Origin of the sequence: Flavobacterium granuli (assembly GCF_031456055.1) — a bacterium.
In the GTDB taxonomy this organism is placed as follows: Bacteria; Bacteroidota; Bacteroidia; order Flavobacteriales; family Flavobacteriaceae; genus Flavobacterium; species Flavobacterium granuli_A.
The window spans coordinates 1-17,879 of the sequence record NZ_JAVDTX010000008.1 but is presented as its reverse complement, the minus strand read 5'-3'; the positions used below and the strand labels follow the sequence as shown (position 1 = coordinate 17,879).

Here is a 17,879-nt window from a genome sequence, read left to right as displayed (position 1 = left end):
CATTCTTACAATAAAAAGGATATGGGAAACAAATTAGAATTTGATGACTTAGATGTTTTCCTGAAAAACAAACAATTATCGGCAGTGATTCGTACGTTAGAATCAGATAGAAAGCGTATTGCACAGGACTTGCATGATGATATCAGTTCAAAATTGAATGTGATTTCTTTGAATTGTTATCTTCTGAAGATTCCTAATTTACCTCAAAAAGATATTGAAGAAATTACCAAAAACATTATTGAGTATACTTCTAAAGCTTTGAATAGTTCAAAAAAAATGACGCACAGTTTACTTCCTCCGGTATTGGATAAATTCGGTCTTCATGCTGGAATTGAGGAATTATGTGCTCAATTATTTGATGATGGAGCTGTTGAAATTCGATATGAGAATAATTTGGAGTTTGATTTTAAAGACAACGATAAGCATATACATGTTTTTAGAATTTTACAGGAATTATTTGCTAATTCGATAAAACACGGAAAAGCAACAATGATTTCTGTTCTTTTTGATACAATTGACGGAAAAAGAACCTGTAAGTATTCGGATAATGGAATTGGTTTTGATGTAAATCAATTGGAAAATCATAAGGGTCTTGGAATGAAAAATGTTGTAAGTAGAGTAGCTGTTTTAGAGGGAAGTCTCTCGATTGAGTCGCAAATGAATAATGGAATTACAGTGATTTTTAATTTCTAAATTATGAAGGAAACTATAAAAATAATTTTGGTTGATGATGAAGTTCTATTCAGAAAAGGAATTTCTTTTCTGTTGTCTAGAGAAGAGAATATTGAGGTAATTTTTGAGGCCTCAGATGGTGTTGAATTAATTGATTTTCTAAAAGGAGATAATCTCAAACCGGATATTGTGATTATGGATTTGAAAATGCCATTGCTTAATGGGATTGAAGCTACCAAAATTATTCATAGAGATTTTTCGAATATAAAAATCATAGCCTTGACGAGTTACGATTCAAAATCATTTATAGCCAATATGATTGATGTGGGCGCTGTTTCCTATTTGGTTAAAAATACGACTCCTCAGGAATTATTTGCAACCATAAATGAAGTAGCGACAAAAGGATTCTATTATTCAGAGTATGTAATGGGGATCATTCAAAATGACCTAATTGCCAATAAAAAAACAAAGTGCAGTTTAGACACTGGTTTTATAACTTCTCGTGAATTAGAAGTTTTGCAACTTATTTGCAAGCAAAAAAGCACCATAGAAATTGGTGAAAAACTATTCATTAGCCCAAGAACTGTTGAAGGCCACAGAAACAATTTGTTACTTAAGACAGAATCCAAAAATATTGCCGGACTGGTTGTTTATGCCATTCAAAATTCTATTGTTTCTCTAGAGATTTAATTGATTGAATGTTAAAAAGGATTTTTTGCATGATTATAAAAGATAAAAGGAGTACTTTAATTACTTCCAATTATCTTTGCTTTAAAATAGTTTTCAATGATGTGCAAAAGAATTCTTTTTATATTTATTTTTCTAATATCGATTTCATCGAGAGCTTCCTTTATTTTGTTGCCAATGGACGAAACTACGCAGCAGAATCACCTTAAAGCGTATGGAATTACCTATTGGTGCTTAGCTAAAAACTATAAAGCAAGTTGGTTGCTTAATTACCGTGGCGGTTCTTTTTTATTACCAGATGCAGAAGAAATTCGTAAGGAATGTCAAATACGAGGAGTGAGTTTTGAAGTCATTTCGGATGCTGAAGAGACATCGATTTTGAATGAAATTTCAAGTCCTTCACAGAATATGGAGGCAGTTATATTAGAGAAAGCTCCGAAAATTGCAGTTTATACTCCCAAAGGGAAACAACCTTGGGATGATGCAGTTACTTTAGTATTGACGTATGCCGAAATTCCTTTTACTCCCATATATGATGAAGAAGTTCTAAGTGATCAATTATTGCTTTATGATTGGTTGCACTTGCATCACGAGGATTATACAGGGCAATATGGAAAGTTTTATGCAGCTTATAAAAATATTCCCTGGTATATTGACCAAAAAAGAGATGCTGAGGCTTTGTCCAAAAAGTTAGGTTACGAAAAAGTATCTCAAGAAAAAGGAGCAGTTGCCAAAAAGATTCGAGATTTTGTAATTGGGGGAGGATTTTTATTTGCAATGTGTTCTGCAACGGATAGTTTTGACATTGCGTTGGCTGCAGATGGTGTTGATATTTGTGAATCCATGTTTGATGGAGATCCTAGTGAAGCTAATTATCAATCCAAATTGAATTTTAATAATACTTTTGCTTTCAAGAATTTTACTTTAGAACGAAGACCAGAGCAATACGAGTTTTCGGATATCGATATGACTTTAAAAAGGAAGGTTCCTATGGATAAAGATTATTTTAGCTTGATGGAATATTCTGCAAAATGGGATTTCATACCAAGTATGCTTTGTCAAAATCATACACAGTTAATCAAAGGTTTTATGGGACAAACCACTTCATTTGATTCAGAATTGATAAAATCAAATGTTCTGACAATGGGAGCTTGTGAACTCAATGGTGAAGCGCGTTACATACACGGTGAAAAAGGAAAGGGTATGTTTACTTTTTTTGGTGGTCATGATCCAGAGGATTATCAGCATCAAGTGGGTGATCCCGCAACAGTTTTGGATTTGCATCCTAATTCTCCCGGCTATCGGTTAATTTTGAATAATGTTTTGTTTCCTGCTGCAAGAAAGAAAAAGCAGAAAACATAAAAAGATAGAAAATCTTAAACTGAAAATCCCAAATCCCAATAGTTACAATTGGAATTTGGGATTTTTTATTTGAGAGATTTTTTTAAAAAATTAATTCAAAGAAAATTCAAACCAAATCGGAATATGATCCGATACTTTTCGGGCTTCTTTTAAGGAAATGAATTTTTTGTAAAACAAAATCACATCTGATTTTAAATAGTTTATGGAATTCGTTTTATAAAACATATTGTCATATTCATATGCCAGACATTCAGTTCCTTTCGGCTTAGTTTTCAATGACGTTTTTTGGTTTTTTAAAATAGGAGGAAAGCCCATTTTCTTCAAAGGATCAAAAACTGAATGTGATTGGGAACAATTGAAATCTCCAGCAAAGAGCAGATTCAGATTTGGGTATTCCTTTGGCAAAAGCTTGAAATATTTAATCTCGGTTTCGGGCTGTTTACTCTTTGGGATGGCATGAAAGGCGACAATTGTTATGGTTTTGTCTTTTATTTCGAATGTGGCAAAATAAGGTTCTCGGTCTATTTCGGTCTGGTATTTTTGTTCCAGCCAAGGTTTGCCTTTTAGTTTTAGCTTGTTAGTTTTCCAAACAAAAGCATAACGTTCGGTTCCATGAGCATCGCTTGATGTCGGGTCACTTATCCGATAGTCCCATTTTGTCCCTTTCCGGTTGAGTGCATCGGCCAATCTTGCTACCGCTTGTGCTCCGCCATTTCCGGCCACAACCTCTTGGATGGCAATTATGTCATAGTCCTTTACAGTATTGGCTATAAATGCAATTTCCTGATCGGATTTGGATTTGCCAAAGTTTTGAATGTTCCAGGAAAGGAGTTTGGTTTGGGAATAAAAAGTATTGAAAAAAAGTAAAAAGAGAACGAAATAGGTTTTGTTCATGGATTTGGATTAATGTCCAAATATAAAGATTGCAAAAAGAATTATCCAGTATTCATTAATAGAAAATTTTATAAAAATTGCAAAGTCCAGTATCTGTTTTTTATAGATTTATATGACTTTAGAATCCCTTTTGGAAGTCAAATTTCGAAAGCCATCTTTTGCTGATAAGGCAAAACGCTATTGATAGGGGATTTAAGGACAAATTTGATGTCTTGAACGTCAAAAATGACGTTTTTGTAGGTTCGGATTTGTTTTTCCTTTTTAGAATAATTAAAAAATGCATTAATTTCCTAATTAAACTGATGAAAATTATATTAATATAATTATGGCTAGGGTAAATTTACTTGGAAAATAGTAATGTTATTTTGATTAATTTTAATGCAATCTTTTGTTGATTTAAATCTATTCATTTTGAAAAATTTATCTAAAATTTTAGCGATTTTATTTCCCTTTTTAATTTTTGGTCAAGGGGCTACAAAAAAAGAAATAAACCAGCAAGTTCAAACATGGGTTTCACTGAATAGTGTGACGAAGTTCAGTGAACATTGGGGAGTTGCCGCCGATGCTCATATTCGCGAAAACGGATTTTTTGAAAACAATAATTTTTATTTTTTGAGAGGCGGTTTCTCTTATTTTCCTGGTAAATCAGTATCATTAACCGCAGGTTACGCTCATATGTGGCTGGCTCCGACTAAAGAAGGTTGGTCAACATATGCGGATGAAAACAGAATTTACCAGCAGGCGCAATTAACGACAAAAGTTGGTAAAGTAAGCGTTCTTCAAAGACTGAGAAACGAACAACGATGGCAGGAAAAAATGGAAAATGATGAGTCTACTGGTGAAAATCGTTTTACGAATAGGATACGTTACTTGGCCAGTTTCACTATTCCAATTTTTAATAATAAAAAATTGCCTTCTTTGGTTTTATCCGATGAGTTATTAATTCATTTTGGCAAAGAAGTGGTCTATAATACATTTGATCAAAACAGATTATTTATTGGAATTAAACAAAATATTACTCCTGAATTGAGTTATGATTTTGGTTATATGAATGTCTATCAACAAAAATATTCAGGTTATCAGTATGACATGAATCATACCATTCGATTGTTCTTTTACTTGAATTCTGCTATAAAACACAATCAGGCTATGGCTCCTGAGCATCATTCGGGGGACGAATAATTTTCATATTGGTTTCGTTTTAAAATTTGCAGTACCAACTAGGGTTTTTGAAGTTTTATTTAACAATTTGATGTTGAATATTTTAGAATTTATATTAAATATTTTTGTAAGTTTATATCTTAAAATTCAATAAACAGATGTCTTTTTTGAATTGTTATTTTTTTAAAGTTTTCTCTTATTGATTGGATAATGTTAAGAATATTCATTTTTAAGAGTGATGGTTGTTTCGTTGATTTTAAAAATTTATAAAACTTATTAAAATGGAAGACTGCACTGGTTATTCGTTATTGCGAAATCCTCGATTAAATAAAGGAACAGCATTTACTCACGAAGAAAGAGAAAAATTTGGATTGCTCGGAATGTTGCCAGAAGCGGTCGAAACCATTGAAACGCAAACAATACGTATCCACGAACAGCTGGATAATTTTGAAAAGCCTATAAATCAATATATATATCTAATGCAGTTGCTGGAAAATAATGAAACCTTATTTTTCAAAACAATCTGCAGTGATCCTGCTAAGTACCTGCCTTTGGTTTATACACCTACTGTTGGAGAGGCCTGTCAAAAATTTGGTCAGGTATCCCGAAGGCCGAGAGGATTATATCTTTCGATAAAACAAAAAGACAATCTAAAAGAGATTCTAAGAAATTGGCCCGAAAAAGATGTTCGGTTTACCGTTGTTACAGATGGCGGTCGGATATTGGGCTTAGGTGATTTGGGTATTTTTGGGTTAGGGATTCCCATAGGAAAATTAGTTTTGTATACCAGTTGCGGGGGTGTTCCTCCTGAATATACATTGCCAATTGTTTTGGATGTAGGAACCAATAATGAAGAGTTTTTGAATGACCCTCTATATCCCGGATTGAAATGCAAAAGGATTAGAGGTAAGGAATTTGATGATTTTGTTGCAGCTTTTGTTGAGGCAATGAATGAAGTTTTTCCTAAAATATGCATTCAATGGGAAGATTTTCCAGGAGTGGATGCCATAAAGATTTTGAATACCTACAAAGAGAAAGTTTGCACTTTTAATGATGACATACAAGGAACGGCAGCAGTCGCAACTGCTGGTTTTATTTCGATAAGCCGTTTGATGAAGAAAAGATTTATTGATCAGCATTTCTTGTTTTTGGGAGCTGGAGCAGCGGCCTTTGGAATAGCCGATATGTTAGTCAAAAAGTTTGAAAGGGATGGTCTGACAAGAGAGGAAGCCTTAAAACAGATTTGGATGTTTGACATAAACGGATTATTGATAAAAAGCAGAACAGATCTTGCTGAGCATCAATTACAGTTTGCTCATGATTCTGATTCCTGTACGGATTTCGCTGAAGCGGTTCTTAAAATTAAGCCTACTGCCATTGTTGGAGTGAGTACTGTTGGGGGAGCATTTAATCAGCAGGTTATTGAAAATATGAGTGCCGTAAATGAGCGCCCAATAATTTTTCCCTATTCTAATCCAACTTCCCATTCTGAATGTACTGCGGAACAGGCTTATAACTGGAGCAAAGGGAAAGCCATTTTTGCCAGTGGAAGCCCATTTGCTCCAGTAGAATATCAAGGCAAAATATTTACACCTGGCCAAGGAAATAATGTGTTTATTTTTCCTGCATTAGGACTTGCCATTTTTGCTACAGAAGCGACAAGAGTTACTGATGATATATTGTTGACAGCTGCAGAAGCTGTGGCTGAACAAGTGAGTTTTTCTGATTTTGAAAAAGGGTTGATCTATCCTAGTGTGGCTGATATTTTGAAAGTATCCGTAAATGTTGCGATAAAGATTGCCGAAGACATCTTTAATTCAGGTTTAGCTGGTGTTAAAAGGCCAGAAAGTATTAGCGATTTTATAAGAAGCAAAATGTATATCCCCGAATACAAGTAGTTTTCTGTGATGTTTATAGTTCATCCATTATATGATTCAAACAAAAATGCGCAAAGGATAGGAATTTTTTGGCATCCTAAATGGTTATGTATCAGATTTATGTATTAACTTTAGTGTAGGTTTAAAAACAAGCCCCTGTTTTTAAAGTAGAGTGTGTTTTGTTAGTGGATTTCTAATTTGAAGTTAATGGAAAAAATTACGCATATTTTACAGCAGCATCCAGAGCTAGCCGTTTTTTTAACGCTGTCTCTAGGTTTTGCTTTAGGGCATATTAAAATCGGTAGTTTTAAAATTGGTGTTGTTTTAGGGACTTTGTTTGCAGGTGTGCTTATTGGACAATTGAACATACAAGTTCCGCCTATTGTTAAAACTATTTTCTTTGATTTTTTTCTTTTTGCTACAGGTTATAAAGTAGGGCCTCAGTTTTTTCAGGGTTTAAAGAAAAATGCATTTCCTCAATTGATGTTAACCCTTGTTATTTGTGTCTCTTGTTTGTTGATTGCTTTTGGGATGTCCAAGCTTTTAAACTATGATACGGGTACTGCTGCAGGACTTTTGGCAGGAGCTTTTTCAGAATCGACTCTTATAGGAACAGCTTCGGAGGCTATTCATCAACTACCAATTTCAGAACTTGAGAAAACAAGGTTAGTCAACAACATCCCCGTTGCTTATTCTCTGACTTACCTTATCGGAGCGACTTCATTTGTTTTTTTTCTGACATCAATTGCACCAAAATTAATGAGAATCAATTTAGTGGAAGAAAGCGAAAAACTCAGTCAGACTTTAACAGGGGATGCGGAAGAGGAGCCAGGTATAGAGACAGTTTATCAAAGTTGGGTTATTAGAGCCTATCAAATAACAAATAAGAAATGGATCGGATTAACGATATCCGAATTCGAAAAAGCCAATAAAGATTTTAGGGTAGCCATTCAGCGATTAAGACACAAGCAAGAATTAATTGATCCAACTCCCAATACGGTTATCTACGAGGGTGATATATTGGTAATTATGGCAAGACAAGGGATTATCCTTTCAAGTCTTTCCGAAATTGGTCCAGAAGTTTTAGATGATGAATTATTGAAATTTCCATTGGCACACATGGATGTGATAGTCACAAATAAGAATATAGCAGGGAAAACAATTAAGAGTTTACGTGATCATTTCAGTACCGGCTTAATGTTGGATAAGATCACTAGAGAGTACCATGAGATACCTATTAATTTAGATACTATTATTGAAAGAGGTGATGTTTTGAAAATCTCTGGCAAGATGGTTTTAATTGAAAAAGCGGCCAAGGACATTGGGTATCTAGACAGAAAAAGTTCAGCTACCGATATCGTTTTTTTGGGATTGGGTATAGTTTTAGGTGGATTTTTTGGGTTGCTTTCTGTTACCGTTTTTGGAATCGAGATCACTTTGACAACCAGCGGCGGAGCATTGGTAATGGGATTGATTTTTGGGTGGCTGCATTCGTATACACCAATATTTGGCAGTATTCCCGAGCCTGCCTTATGGATTTTTGATAATGTTGGATTGGCAACATTTATCGGTTTGGTAGGAATGGCAGCAGGGCCTAGTTTTATATCTGGACTTCAAGAAATGGGCTTTAGTATTGTTTTGGCTGGTTTTGTAGTGGCGATTGTGCCACATATCATTGGATTATTTTTTGGGAAATATATACTCAAAATGAACCCGATAATTTTGTTAGGAGCGCAAACGGGAGCAGGAACATCAACCATTGGATTAAAAGCGATACAGGATGCTTCGGCCAGTAAATTTCCAGTTTTGGGGTACACAATTCCTTATGCACTGGGAAATATTCTTTTAACGGCTTGGGGACCAATTTTAGTTTCAATGATGTACTAAAAAAATAACATCAAATAAATTCTAACATCAATTTTTTATAATTCTTATTATGGGAGCAACAAGAAAAGAACATGACTTTTTAGGCGAATTAGAAATTCCAAATCACTTGTATTATGGAATTCAAACTTTTAGGGCTGTTGAGAATTTTAATATTACCGGTATTCCAATTTCTAGAGAGCCATTGTTCATCAAAGCATTGGGTTATGTAAAAAAAGCGGCTGCAATGGCCAACAAAGATTGTGGTGCTCTGGATACCAAAATTGCTGAAGCGATTTGTTATGGGAGTGACCAAGTAATAGCGGGTAAATTTGATCAAGAATTTGTCAGCGATTTGATACAGGGCGGAGCTGGGACATCAGTAAACATGAATGCAAATGAGGTTATTGCCAATATTGGATTGGAATATTTAGGGCACAAAAAAGGAGAGTATAACTTCTTGCATCCCAATAATCATGTGAATTGTTCCCAATCGACCAATGATGCTTATCCATCAGCATTTAGAATTGCACTTTATTTAAAGATGGATCATTTTATAAAAACTGTTGAAAATCTTGAGAAAGCTTTTGCAGATAAAGGCACTGAGTTTAAGCAAGTTTTAAAAATGGGAAGAACTCAGTTACAAGATGCGGTACCAATGACTTTGGGCCAGGAATTCCATTCGTACGCAACAACAATAGGAGAAGATGTTTTACGATTAAAAGATGCGCAAAGTTTAGTCTTAGATATTAATATGGGAGCAACAGCCATTGGGACAAAAGTAAATGCACCTGAAGGCTATCCGGAAATTTGTGTTGCTTATTTGGCCAAAGAGGTTGGAATTCCGTTGACATTGTCTCCCGATTTGATCGAAGCAACTGTAGATACAGGAGCTTATGTGCAAATTATGGGTACCATGAAAAGAACGGCAGTTAAAATTTCGAAAATATGCAATGACCTTAGGTTGTTGAGTTCGGGACCAAGAACAGGATTTAATGAAATTAACCTGCCTGCTCGTCAGCCTGGCTCATCAATTATGCCAGGAAAAGTAAATCCTGTAATTCCAGAAGTGGTGAATCAAACTTGTTTTTATGTGATAGGACAAGATTTAACAGTAACCATGGCGGCTGAAGCTGGACAATTGCAATTGAATGTTATGGAACCAGTAATTGCTTTTGCAATGTTTACCTCATTAGATTATTTATCAAATGCAATTCAAACATTAATAGATAAATGTATCATTGGTATTACTGCAAATGAGCAACATTGTTATAATATGGTGATGAATAGTATTGGGATCGTAACTCAGTTGAATCCAATTTTAGGATACGAAGAAAGTGCCAGCATAGCGGGAGAAGCTTTGAAAACTGGAAAAAGTGTCCATCAAATTGCTGTTGTTGAACGTAAATTAATAACTCAAGAAAAATGGGATGAAATTTATTCAATAGAAAATTTGATTAATCCTAAGTTCATTACCTCATAATTTAACAGTGAAAATCATTATTAAACCAAGAAAGAATTAATTAACTATAACTATATAAATTATGAAAAATATTATTTTATTATTTATGATTTCAGCTTTTGTTTTACCAGCGCAAGCACAAAACAAAGCTCAAAAGACTTCACCAAGAATTATTATTTTGGCAACAGGAGGAACTATCGCTGGCTCCGGTGAATCTTCAACAAAAGCGGCTTATACTGCTGGTAAAGTGCCTATTGATGATTTGCTGAATGCCGTGCCTCAAATTCACGATTACGGAAAAATAACTGGTGAGCAAATTGCACAAATAGGTAGTCAAGATATGAATGTGGTAACTTGGTTAAAACTATCTAAAAGAATTAATGAAATTTTCAAAAATAATGAGGCTGATGCGATAGTTGTTACTCATGGTACTGATACTCAGGAAGAAACTGCCTATTTTTTGGATTTAACAGTGATGTCCGATAAACCAGTTGTTCTAGTTGGAGCAATGCGTCCATCAACAGCAATGAGTCAGGATGGAAATAGAAATTTGCTAGATGCCGTAATGGTTGCGGCTAGTCCAAAAAGCCAAGGAAAAGGAGTAATCGTTGCTATGGATGAAAAGATTTTTGACGCCAGAGATGTGACAAAAACCAGTACTACCAATCTTGAAACGTTCCAATCTCGCAATTTCGGACCTATCGGTTTAATTTATGATGGTAAAGTAAATTATTACTATCAATCATTGAAAAATCCTTCCAAAAAATTTGATGTCACAAGTTTGACTTCACTACCACAAGTTGAAATTGTTTATGGATATGCAGATGCTAGTCCAGCGTCAGTTACTGGAATTTTAAATTCGGGTGTAAAAGGAATTGTTTACGCCGGAATGGGGAATGGTAATTTTGGTGAGCCTGTGGGGAAAGCATTAGCCGATGCTTCCAAAAAAGGAATTTTGGTATGTCGTTCTGCTAGAGCTGGCTCTGGTAGAATTACTTTAGATAATGAAGTAAAAGATAAAGAACTGGGCTTTGTTGTTTCGGATGATTTGAATCCCCAAAAATCTAGAGTTTTATTAATGTTAGCTTTGACAACTACATCTGATAGAGAAAAGGTACAACAATATTTCTTTGAATATTAGTGAGTCCCAAAGTGAATCTTTTATAAGGTTCACTTTTTTTGTTTCAAAAACAATAATAACCTTAAAAGTAACTATATGATTTGGATCGAATTTGCTGTTCTTATTGGTATGATTCTCATAGGATCACAAATGAAAGGGATCGGATTAGGTGTCATGGGAATGGTTGGGTTATTCATTTTTCTATTTGTTTTCAAAATGAAACCTACAGACCCACCTTTGGATGTAATGTTGATTATTATGGCTATCGTAACAACGGCTGCGACTTTACAGGCGTCGGGAGGACTTGATTATCTTGTGAGTTTGGCCGAGAAAATTATTCGAAGCAATCCATCAAATATCACTTTTATTGCGCCTTTTACAGTTTACTTTTTATGTCTATTTGCTGGAACTGCTCATATCGTTTATTCCCTTTTGCCAATCATTTCTGAAGTGGCTGCCAAGAAAAGAATTCGACCAGAACGCCCATTAAGTATTTCGGTTATTGCTTCCCATTTGGCTCTAACAGGAAGTCCTATGAGTGCGGCAACAGCTGCTTTGGTAGTTATATTAGGTTATCCTGGGGCTTTGGTAGATATTATGATGATTTGCATTCCTGCTTGTATTATCGGTATACTAATAGGTTGTTTTTCTATTTTCAAAAAAGGAACAGAATTGAAAGATGACTCTATTTTTATTGAAAAAATGATGGATCCTGAATTTGCAGAAACCATGCAAGCAAATGCTGAAGGTGAAGAGAAAAGTTTGAAATCTGGCGCTAAAACCTCAGTTTTAATATTCACGTTTGCGATAGTCCTAATTGTAATAGCTGGAGCATTTCCGAGTTTAGTGCCTAGTTTTGCACCAGGGGACAAAACTCTTAGTGTTGCCGCTAATGGATCTCTGTCAATGGTAACCATAATTAGCGTAATAACTCTTACAGCTTCCGCAGCTATGATGCTGATTACAAAAACAAGTACATCTGATGTTACTAAAGCCAGTTTATTTACTTCAATGGCATCTGCAGTGGTATCAGTTTTTGGAGTGGTTTGGATGAGCTCAACTTTTATGAATGCCAATAATGATACAATTCAAGAAGCTTTAGGAGGTATTGTTGAGGCACATCCTTGGACTTTTGCGATAGCAGTTTTTATAATGGGTGCATTGATGTTCAGTCAAGCCGCCACTACTAAAACGATGATGCCATTAGGAATTGCTTTGGGTCTTCCTCCATCTGCATTGATTGCTATATTCCCGGCTGTAAACAGTGATTTTGTTTTACCTGGATATCCAACATTATTGGCTGCTATAAATTTTGACAGGACAGGAAGTACAAAAATAGGAAAATATGTAGTAAATCATAGTTTTATGACACCAGGTGTGATTGCCATTGGTGTGGCGATTGCAGTTGGGTTTTTATTGGGATCTTTATTATTATAAATTTAAAAATTAGATAATTATGAGAAAATACTTTGTTTTTTTAATAATTGGTTTTTTTCCAATTATTGTAATGGCCCAAATAGAGCAAGTGGAAAAACAAACCACAGAAGGAGTTTTAATTATTCCAGATTCCTTAAAATCGTTGATACCTGTTTCTAAACAATCTTTGTTAAGGGATATTGATGTAATTTTTAATTCCCGAATGGCTTACAATAGTCATTTTATGGATGGAAACCATGAAATTTCAGAATTTAACGTGAATCAGCTCCGATTTGAAATTAAAGGAAAAATTCATGATAAAATATTTTTTAGATTCCGTAACAGATACACAAGGGAACCCATTCCTGGAAATCTGGATAACATTAGCAGATCAGTCGATCTGGCTTTTTTGAGAATTGATTTATCTCAGAGCACCCAGCTTTCTTTTGGGAAATTATGTGCAGATTGGGGAGGTTATGAGTTTGATTTTAATCCTATCGATATCTTGACTTATAATGACATAATAGAATATGCAGATAACTTTTTGGTAGGTGCTGGAATATCTCATAATTTCGGAGATGGTAATAACTCACTATCTTTTCAGATATTAAATTCTAGGACTAAAACGTATGAAGAGCAATATGGAAATACTGCGCCTCCAAACATAAATCCTTCAGAGTATCCTTTGGCGGCAGTAGTTAATTGGCGAGGTAATTTTTTTAATGACAAATTAGAAACTACTTATAGCTATAGTTTCTTCAATGAGGCTAAAGGGGCACATATGAACTATTTTGCATTGGGTAATAAGTTCAAAGCTAAAAATTTCGTTTTGTATTATGATTTTAAATATAGTGATGAAGGGCTTGATCGCAAAGGGATTGTCTCTAGTATTATAAGCAGTCAATATCAATATGCTGCACAAGAAGCTCTTTATGTTGAAAACTGGATACGAGCTGAATATTTGGTCACTCCTAAAATTAATTTGCTTTTAACAGTAATGAATTGCAATCATTCTTGGAAAGATAATCCTGATCCAAATGGAAGTTCAAAATTATCTACTAGTTATGGGCTTATTCCAACTATACAGTATATGCCTTTCAAAGATTTTAATATAAAATTCTATGTAGCCTATACGGCTAGAAGTTATGAATATACAACCTATGCCGAAAATGCTTTCGGGGTAAAAGATTATACGACTGGTCTTTTAGGCTTTGGATTTATAGCTCCATTATTGGTTCTATAATTTTGTTGGAGTACAATAAAAACAAAAAACCCAATCGAAAGATTGGGTTTTTTTATAAGTAAGTAATTCTAAATTGAGTTTATATAACGTTTATTTTACTTTATTAAGTACTGCTTTGAAAGCTTCAGGGTGATTCATCGCTAAATCAGCAAGAACTTTACGGTTCAATTCGATTCCGTTAGATTTTACTTTACCCATGAATTGAGAATAAGACATTCCTTCTAATCTAGCTCCAGCGTTAATACGTTGAATCCATAATGAACGGAAATTTCTTTTATTCACTTTTCTGTCACGGTATGCATAGCACATTGCTTTTTCTACCGCGTTTTTTGCAACTGTCCAAACGTTTTTACGTCTACCAAAGAAACCTTTGGCTTGCTTCATTATTTTTTTTCTTCTTGCTCTTTTTGCAACTGAATTTACCGATCTTGGCATAATTTTATTGTTTTTTTTGTAGTAGGCGTCCTGAATTTAATCAAAGGAACTTATTAGCCATACTCCAAGGTTATTAAATTTGTTTTAACCTAAAGAATTATTAGATAATTCTTAATTGTTGTTTGATGCTTTTCATATCTGTAGAGTGAACTAGCGCTGAGTGAGTCAAAGCTAATTTACGTTTTTTAGATTTTTTAGTCAAGATGTGACTTTTAAAAGCATGCTTTCTCTTAATCTTTCCAGAACCAGTAACTTTAAAACGTTTCTTGGCGCTAGATTTGGTTTTCATTTTAGGCATTTTTTCCTAGTGTTTTAATTTATTCTTACTTACTTATATTTTATTTAAAGTTTCAGACTTCAGGTTTAAAACTGAACACTGTAAACTGAAAACTATTTTTTATCTGCTTTCTGTAAACTGATTACTTCTTCTTTTTAGGAGCAATGAACATAATCATTCTCTTTCCTTCAAGAATTGGCATTGCTTCAACTTTTCCAAATTCTTCTAAGTCAGTAGCCAATCTCAATAATAAGATTTGCCCTTGGTCTTTGTAGATAATTGAACGTCCTTTAAAGAATACAAAAGCCTTTAATTTGGCTCCTTCTTTTAAGAACTTTTCAGCATTCTTTCTCTTAAATTCGTAATCATGCTCATCTGTTTGAGGACCAAAACGTATTTCTTTTACTACTACTTGAGTAGATTTCGCTTTTAGAGCCTTATCACGTTTCTTTTGTTCGTAAACAAATTTCTTGTAATCCATGATTTTACAAACCGGTGGCTCCGCGTTTGGTGAAATCTCAACTAAATCCAATTCAAATTGGTCAGCTAATCTTAAAGCTTCTGCAAGTTTAAAAACTCCAGGCTCTATGTTTTCACCCACAAGTCTTACTTCTTGTACACCGCGAATAAAATTATTTATTCTGTGTGCATCCTTCTTTTCTACGCGAGGTTGATAACCTCTGTTGCTTCTTATTGCTATGACTTTATAATTTAAGTTAAACTGTAAATACTTTTAATGTTTTTTTTATTTCCTCGTCAACAATCGAAGCAAATTCTTCTATTGTAACGCTGATATTACCTTTTCCTTCTTGACCATGACGGCGAATAGAAATGGTTCCGTTTTTCTCCTCTTCCTCACCAACAATCAGCATAAACGGGATTTTCTGCATTTCTGCATCTCTAATTTTCTTTCCTATCGTCTCGCTTCTGTTATCAATTAGGGCGCGAATTTCGTGATTTTCTAGCAGATTTAAAACTTTTTTAGCATAATTTTCATATTTCTCACTCAAAGACAGTATAATTGCCTGCTCAGGCATTAGCCAAAGTGGGAAATTTCCTGCCGTGTGTTCTAATAAAATAGCAATAAAACGTTCCATTGATCCAAAAGGTGCTCTGTGAATCATTACAGGTCTATGTAATTCATTATCAGATCCTTTATAAGTCAATTCAAAACGTTCTGGTAAATTGTAATCTACCTGAATTGTTCCTAATTGCCATTGTCTGCCTAAAGCATCCTTTACCATGAAATCCAGTTTTGGACCGTAGAAAGCTGCTTCTCCGTATTCAACAACGGTATTCAATCCTTTGTCTGCTGCAGCATTGATGATTGCATTTTCTGCTTTTTCCCAATTCTCATCAGAACCAATGTATTTATCTCTGTTTTCTTTATCTCTCAATGAAATTTGAGCAGTAAAGTTTTCAAAACCTAATGAACCAAATACATAAAGTACCAGGTCGATTACTTTTTTAAATTCTTCGTCCAATTGCTCTGGAGTGCAAAATATATGTGCATCATCCTGAGTAAATCCGCGTACACGAGTTAAACCGTGCAATTCACCACTTTGCTCATATCTATAAACTGTTCCAAATTCAGCGTAACGCTTTGGTAAATCTTTGTATGACCAAGGTCTTACATTATAGATTTCACAGTGATGAGGGCAGTTCATAGGTTTCAATAAAAACTCTTCACCTTCAGCAGGAGTATTTATCGGTTGAAAACTGTCTGCTCCGTATTTTGCATAATGTCCAGAAGTTACATATAGTTCCTTTTGGCCGATGTGTGGAGTTACAACTTGTTCGTAACCTGCTTTTTTCTGTGCTTTTTTCAAAAATTGCTCTAAACGATCTCTCAAGGCAGCTCCTTTTGGTAGCCATAACGGCAAACCTTGACCTACTTTTTGAGAAAAAGCAAACAATTCCAATTCTTTCCCTAGTTTTCTATGGTCGCGACGTTTCGCTTCTTCAAGTAATTCCAGATATTCAGTTAAGTCTTTCTGTTTCGGGAATGACGTCCCATAAACACGAGTTAATTGCTTGTTTTTTTCATCACCTCTCCAGTAAGCTCCGGCAACACTCATTACTTTCATTGCCTTGATGATTCCTGTATTAGGAATGTGTCCACCACGACATAAATCAGTAAAAGTTGAATGATCACAAAATGTGATAGTTCCGTCTTCAAGATTAGTGATTAGTTCTGTTTTGTAAACATTGTCTTTGTACATTTCCAATGCTTCCGCTTTAGTAACTGGACGCATTTTAAATTCATGTTTTTCTCTTGAAATCTCAAGAACACGGTCTTCAATTTTCTTAAAGTCGGCCTCAGTGATTTTTTGGTCTTCAAAGTCAACGTCATAGTAAAAACCGTTAGAAATGGCCGGTCCCAGAGTCAATTTTGCTCCAGGATACATTTCTTCAAGAACTTGCGCCATAACGTGTGAAGTCGAATGCCAAAAAGCTTTCTTCCCATCAGCATCATTCCAAGTATATAATGTAAGACTGCCGTCGATCGTTAGTGGAGTAGATGTTTCAATAGTTGTACCATTAAAAGATGCCGAAATTACATTTCTTGCAAATCCTTCACTGATGCTTTTTGCAACATCCATCGGAGTTACTCCAGGAGCAAACTCTCTAACTGACCCATCGGGCAAAGTAATCTTAATCATTGTTTTTTATATTTTAAGATTGCAAATATAAAGTATTAGCAAAACACATACAATAGATATATAAGGTTTGTTCTATATATATGTATAAAATCCAATTAAGTGTTGTTGTTAATGATCGATCCTAATAATTAGGAGCTATTTCCAGCTGTACACTATATCTGCTGTCCCGAACCCCGGGACAGCAGGATGCCGTTTCCATCTGGGCTAGGGTATTAGTTTTTATAAAAGAGAAAAGATGAAAAAGGCATACATTATATAGAGTAAAGAAGATTCAAAGGAAAACTATATCTGAAATATTATTAAGGTGTCTTCTTTTGTTAAATCCAAAACCTGCAAAGATGTGAAGGTTTAATGAAATCAGATTCAAAATTTACGTCTTTGCGTCTTTACGAGCAAAATAGAGCTTTGTTGGTGGGGTTTTGTTGCTCTTCCGGTGACTGAAAGCCCTGTAAAAATGATAAAATATTAGCTTCGGCGTCCTGAAGTTTAAAATCTGAACTAAAAAGGTATTTGTAAATTTCAAGTTATCAGTTGTTTAAAAAATAAATGCTAAATAAATCAAAAAAGCCATTGTTTACACGAATAAAGGGTCTACTTTTGCACCCGCAACAACGCATACGTTCCTAGAAATCCTGACAAGCCCACGAAATCCAAACGAAAATTTATTTTCAAAAAAAGATTGAGAAAAGCTTGTGAGATTCGAAAACGTAAGCTATTTTTGCACCCCGCAAAACGCGTAACGTTCCT

General features: G+C 34.6%; 15 protein-coding genes. 10 read left to right on the top strand and 5 right to left on the bottom strand.

The features are described 5' to 3' along the window. The first annotated feature begins 21 nt into the window (after positions 1–21). The 3 genes from J2W95_RS15735 (at position 22) to J2W95_RS15725 (ending at position 2,721) form a co-directional block, all read left to right on the top strand. Positions 22–693, top strand: a complete 672-nt coding sequence (locus J2W95_RS15735; RefSeq protein WP_310008689.1) for a sensor histidine kinase — start codon at positions 22–24, stop codon at positions 691–693. 3 nt (positions 694–696) lie between these two features. Beyond that, positions 697–1,362 (top strand): response regulator, encoded by a 666-nt coding sequence (locus J2W95_RS15730; RefSeq protein ID WP_310008687.1) that lies wholly within the window; start codon positions 697–699, stop codon positions 1,360–1,362. Positions 1,363–1,461: 99 nt separating this feature from the next. Beyond that, on the top strand, positions 1,462–2,721 hold the full coding sequence (locus J2W95_RS15725; protein WP_310009054.1) for an asparagine synthetase B: 1,260 nt from the start codon (positions 1,462–1,464) through the stop codon (positions 2,719–2,721). A gap of 90 nt (positions 2,722–2,811) precedes the next feature. On the opposite strand, the gene J2W95_RS15720 is transcribed toward J2W95_RS15725, so the two are convergent. Further along, complete coding sequence (locus tag J2W95_RS15720) at positions 2,812–3,615, bottom strand: endonuclease/exonuclease/phosphatase family protein (RefSeq protein ID WP_310008685.1); 804 nt, start codon at positions 3,613–3,615, stop codon at positions 2,812–2,814. 411 nt (positions 3,616–4,026) lie between these two features. Here J2W95_RS15720 and J2W95_RS15715 point away from each other — a divergent pair, with 411 nt between their 5' ends. From J2W95_RS15715 to J2W95_RS15685, 7 genes are all read left to right on the top strand, one after another. Continuing rightward, positions 4,027–4,797 (top strand): DUF2490 domain-containing protein, encoded by a 771-nt coding sequence (locus tag J2W95_RS15715; protein ID WP_310008683.1) that lies wholly within the window; start codon positions 4,027–4,029, stop codon positions 4,795–4,797. Positions 4,798–5,057: 260 nt separating this feature from the next. After that, the gene (locus tag J2W95_RS15710; protein ID WP_310008681.1) at positions 5,058–6,674 is read left to right on the top strand and encodes an NAD-dependent malic enzyme; all 1,617 of its coding nucleotides are present in this window, start codon (positions 5,058–5,060) and stop codon (positions 6,672–6,674) included. A gap of 186 nt (positions 6,675–6,860) precedes the next feature. Next, positions 6,861–8,540, top strand: a complete 1,680-nt coding sequence (gene aspT / locus J2W95_RS15705) for an aspartate-alanine antiporter (RefSeq protein ID WP_310008680.1) — start codon at positions 6,861–6,863, stop codon at positions 8,538–8,540. Positions 8,541–8,589: 49 nt separating this feature from the next. Further along, a complete protein-coding gene (gene aspA / locus J2W95_RS15700) occupies positions 8,590–9,999 on the top strand; it encodes an aspartate ammonia-lyase (protein ID WP_310008678.1) in 1,410 nt (469 codons plus the stop codon). 61 nt (positions 10,000–10,060) lie between these two features. Beyond that, positions 10,061–11,119 carry a type II asparaginase gene (locus tag J2W95_RS15695; protein WP_310008676.1) on the top strand — a complete coding sequence of 353 codons (1,059 nt, stop codon included), beginning with the start codon at positions 10,061–10,063 and terminating at the stop codon, positions 11,117–11,119. A 75-nt stretch (positions 11,120–11,194) separates the two neighbouring features. After that, positions 11,195–12,535: an anaerobic C4-dicarboxylate transporter family protein gene (locus tag J2W95_RS15690; protein ID WP_310008674.1), complete on the top strand. Its 1,341-nt coding sequence runs from the start codon at positions 11,195–11,197 to the stop codon at positions 12,533–12,535. A gap of 19 nt (positions 12,536–12,554) precedes the next feature. Then, positions 12,555–13,757 carry a porin gene (locus J2W95_RS15685; RefSeq protein WP_310008672.1) on the top strand — a complete coding sequence of 401 codons (1,203 nt, stop codon included), beginning with the start codon at positions 12,555–12,557 and terminating at the stop codon, positions 13,755–13,757. A gap of 90 nt (positions 13,758–13,847) precedes the next feature. Here the strand turns inward: J2W95_RS15685 and rplT are convergent, their stop codons facing one another. From rplT to thrS, 4 genes are all read right to left on the bottom strand, one after another. Beyond that, on the bottom strand, positions 13,848–14,192 hold the full coding sequence (gene rplT / locus J2W95_RS15680; protein WP_077371129.1) for a 50S ribosomal protein L20: 345 nt from the start codon (positions 14,190–14,192) through the stop codon (positions 13,848–13,850). A gap of 100 nt (positions 14,193–14,292) precedes the next feature. Beyond that, positions 14,293–14,490 carry a 50S ribosomal protein L35 gene (gene rpmI, locus J2W95_RS15675; protein WP_007810722.1) on the bottom strand — a complete coding sequence of 66 codons (198 nt, stop codon included), beginning with the start codon at positions 14,488–14,490 and terminating at the stop codon, positions 14,293–14,295. A 121-nt stretch (positions 14,491–14,611) separates the two neighbouring features. Further along, entirely contained in the window at positions 14,612–15,169 is a 558-nt protein-coding gene (infC, locus tag J2W95_RS15670) for a translation initiation factor IF-3 (RefSeq protein ID WP_394338673.1), read from the bottom strand. A 16-nt stretch (positions 15,170–15,185) separates the two neighbouring features. Beyond that, positions 15,186–17,132 (bottom strand): threonine--tRNA ligase, encoded by a 1,947-nt coding sequence (thrS, locus tag J2W95_RS15665; protein WP_310008667.1) that lies wholly within the window; start codon positions 17,130–17,132, stop codon positions 15,186–15,188. Positions 17,133–17,879 lie beyond the last annotated feature (747 nt).

What these genes read in the sequence shown, in the direction of transcription:
- J2W95_RS15735 (WP_310008689.1), top strand. Translation starts at nt 22, where the DNA reads ATGGGAAACAAATTAGAATTTGATGACTTAGATGTTTTCCTGAAAAAC.
- J2W95_RS15730 (WP_310008687.1), top strand. Translation starts at nt 697, where the DNA reads ATGAAGGAAACTATAAAAATAATTTTGGTTGATGATGAAGTTCTATTC.
- J2W95_RS15725 (WP_310009054.1), top strand. Translation starts at nt 1,462, where the DNA reads ATGTGCAAAAGAATTCTTTTTATATTTATTTTTCTAATATCGATTTCA.
- J2W95_RS15720 (WP_310008685.1), bottom strand. Translation starts at nt 3,615, where the DNA reads ATGAACAAAACCTATTTCGTTCTCTTTTTACTTTTTTTCAATACTTTT.
- J2W95_RS15710 (WP_310008681.1), top strand. Translation starts at nt 5,058, where the DNA reads ATGGAAGACTGCACTGGTTATTCGTTATTGCGAAATCCTCGATTAAAT.
- aspT (WP_310008680.1), top strand. Translation starts at nt 6,861, where the DNA reads ATGGAAAAAATTACGCATATTTTACAGCAGCATCCAGAGCTAGCCGTT.
- aspA (WP_310008678.1), top strand. Translation starts at nt 8,590, where the DNA reads ATGGGAGCAACAAGAAAAGAACATGACTTTTTAGGCGAATTAGAAATT.
- J2W95_RS15695 (WP_310008676.1), top strand. Translation starts at nt 10,061, where the DNA reads ATGAAAAATATTATTTTATTATTTATGATTTCAGCTTTTGTTTTACCA.
- J2W95_RS15690 (WP_310008674.1), top strand. Translation starts at nt 11,195, where the DNA reads ATGATTTGGATCGAATTTGCTGTTCTTATTGGTATGATTCTCATAGGA.
- J2W95_RS15685 (WP_310008672.1), top strand. Translation starts at nt 12,555, where the DNA reads ATGAGAAAATACTTTGTTTTTTTAATAATTGGTTTTTTTCCAATTATT.
- rplT (WP_077371129.1), bottom strand. Translation starts at nt 14,192, where the DNA reads ATGCCAAGATCGGTAAATTCAGTTGCAAAAAGAGCAAGAAGAAAAAAA.
- rpmI (WP_007810722.1), bottom strand. Translation starts at nt 14,490, where the DNA reads ATGCCTAAAATGAAAACCAAATCTAGCGCCAAGAAACGTTTTAAAGTT.
- thrS (WP_310008667.1), bottom strand. Translation starts at nt 17,132, where the DNA reads ATGATTAAGATTACTTTGCCCGATGGGTCAGTTAGAGAGTTTGCTCCT.